Genomic DNA, 2712 nt, shown 5'->3' with positions numbered 1-2712 from the left:
TGCACTAACGGACTTCAGGATTCCGGTAGGAACAGCCTTTGTGCTTGAAGGTTCTGCCTCCGACCCGGATATAGGGGATGTGTTGACTTATGCGTGGGAACAAATAGACAACGGGGTCGTAACCCGGGAAAATTTCGGACCTGAAAACGCCGCCGGGTCTAATTTCAGATCCTTAAGGCCCCGGGTAGATTCCGTACGGTATTTCCCAAGGCTGGACAGGGTAGTCACCGGAGACCTGACCCAGACCGATCCCGAAATTGGATCTGCCTGGGAAACCGTGGCTACGGTAGATCGGGAATTGAACTTTGCGCTTACCGTAAGGGACAATGCTCCTGGTGGGGGACAAGTGAATTCAGACCTGCTGAAGGTCCGGGTGGAAGAAGAGGCAGGCCCATTTCGCCTGCTTAGCCAGGGGAGTCCGCAAACCTATGCGATGGGCAGCGTACAGACACTCAACTGGGATGTCGCCGGAACGGATGGTGCCCCGATTAATACGCAGCTTGTGGATATTTACCTCTCTGCAGACGGGGGACTGAGTTTCCCTTTTCGTATTGCGCAGGGACTTCCGAACACGGGCTCCGCCAAGGTTCAGATCCCAAGGGTCTTTACCCCCTTCGCCCGTTTTATGGTAAGGGCTTCTGAGAATGTATACTTTGCGATAAACAGTGCAGATATTGAACTCACTGAGGAGCCCTTCCTGCTGTATTTTGATGCCATTCAGGAAGTGACCTGCCAGGGAGGGGATGCCATTTTTGAATTTACCTACCAGACATTCGGCGGCTTTAACAACCTGGTTAATTTTGAAGTGGATGGCCTTCCTGCAGGGGTTACCGCTGCTTTCTCCGAAGATTCTGCCTTGTCGGACGACACCCCGATTCAACTTGCGGTGGGGAACACTGCCCTTGCCGTCCCGGGGACATACCCTTTTGAAGTGCGGGGAACGGATGGTGAAACCAGCATAAGTGTCCCATTGACCCTGACAATCACGAATACCGAGATCAGTATCCCCGACCTGAGTTTTCCTGAGAATGGTGGAATCGATATCAGTTTGCAACCCGAGTTGCAGTGGGAACAGCAGGCATTGGTTTCGGCCTATGATTTCGAATTAGCCACTGATCCTTCATTCATTGACCCTGTGGCGGCAATCCGGGTTTTTCGCAACAGTTACAGACCCGGTAAGCTGGAGGAGAATACCGAGTATTACTGGCGTGTGAGGTCAGTTACGGCCTGTGGGGAAGGTGTTTTTTCAGCCCCGTTCAGTTTTACAACCATCAGTTCTGAATGCCGCAGCAGTAGTGCCCCTAACCTGCCGATAACCATCAGTTCGGTCGGAACCCCTACCATTACCTCTGTAATTGCCGTGGCAGATGACCGTCCGATATTGGGGGTTCGCGTGGCCCTTGAAGTCAGCCATTCTTTTGTTTCCGATCTTGTTATAAGCCTCACCTCTCCTTCGGGTACTACGGTGAACCTGCTGTCGAATTCCTGTGGAGAGGCGAATGATATCGATGCCATTTTCGACGCCGAAGCACCGGCCTTTATTTGTTCCGATAACCCGGCCATATCGGGTGTTGTGCGTCCTTTGGGTTCTCTGAGTGCTTTTTCCGGGGAATCCAGTTTCGGGGAATGGGTGCTCACCATCGAAGATACGGCTCCGGCTGATGGTGGCCTGTTGGAAGGCTTTTCCCTGGAATTGTGCGTGGAAGGTGCTTTTAGGCCGGATGCGGACGGGGATGGGGTTTTGGACGATGGGGACGATCTTTGCCTGGGGACACCCCCTGGCGCCACCGTGGATGCCAATGGGTGCCAGGTCTTCCGGTTTCCGGATTCCCAATTTGACATTACCCTTTTTAGCGAAGCCTGTATAGGAAGTGCCGACGGAAGGATAGCGGTAGAGGCTAAGGAAGATTTTAACTATTCAGTATCCGTCCAGGGTGGTGGCACCACAGTCACGGATACTTTTTTCAGCAGTTATGAGCTGGGGAATTTGAGTTCGGGGACTTATACCGTTTGTTTGGGCGGGACAGAGGGTACAAACACTTATGAACCCCAGTGTTTTGAGGTTCGGATCGGGAGTCCGGATCCGATTTCTGTTTTCACAAATCCAGCGCCGGATTTAGCATCGGTTGCGTTAACCCTGGAGGGATCTGAGTTCTTTGTGGTCACCCTGAACGGAATACGGCAGCAGGTAAAAGGCCCCGGGCTAACACTCGATTTAAAAACAGGTTTAAACCGCTTAAAGGTAGAAGGTGTACCAGCCTGTAAAGGCGTTTTTGAAGAGACCTTTTTTCGGACAGAGGGTCCTCTGATCGCCCCGAATCCATTCCGGGACCGGATAGAAATAAGGGTGCCCGAGGCACAGACCCCGGTACGGGTACAGGTGTTTAATGCTTCCGGGATTTTGGTGCGAAGCCGGCGGGTTCAACCGGAGTCCGGTAAGGTACTGCTGGATCTCAGCGGGTTGCCCACGGGGCTGTATCTCTTTGAAATTGAGCAGGGAGACCTAAATTTTTCACGTAAAGTATTCAGGGAATGAAAAAGACCGTCTTAATCCTAAGTGTTTTGTTGCTGGTATCTGCATGCAGTGGGGATGAACCCGCGGATACTACACCGGGGGAGGTGAATCTTGTTTTTCCTGAAAACAACTCACTCTGCGTGACTGGAATTCCCCAGCCCTCCGACCGGAGCGAGGTGACCTTCACCTGGCAGGCT

The 2712-nt window shown here is 52.5% G+C and carries 1 protein-coding gene and 1 pseudogene; both read left to right on the top strand.

All coding sequences use genetic code 11. The annotated features are described in order from the left end of the window. A partial coding sequence (locus WBV75_RS14205) for a proprotein convertase P-domain-containing protein (protein WP_424121239.1) occupies positions 1 to 2536 on the top strand: 2536 nt, incomplete at its 5' end. Beyond that, positions 2533 to 2712: pseudogene (locus WBV75_RS14200) on the top strand (hypothetical protein); the annotation flags it as partial. The gene WBV75_RS14205 and the pseudogene WBV75_RS14200, both read left to right, overlap by 4 nt.

It is taken from the genome of Robiginitalea sp., assembly GCF_049588695.1.
Taxonomy (GTDB): Bacteria; Bacteroidota; Bacteroidia; order Flavobacteriales; family Flavobacteriaceae; genus Robiginitalea.
The sequence above is the reverse complement of the archived record's forward strand: the minus strand, read 5'-3'. Positions and strand labels throughout refer to the sequence as shown.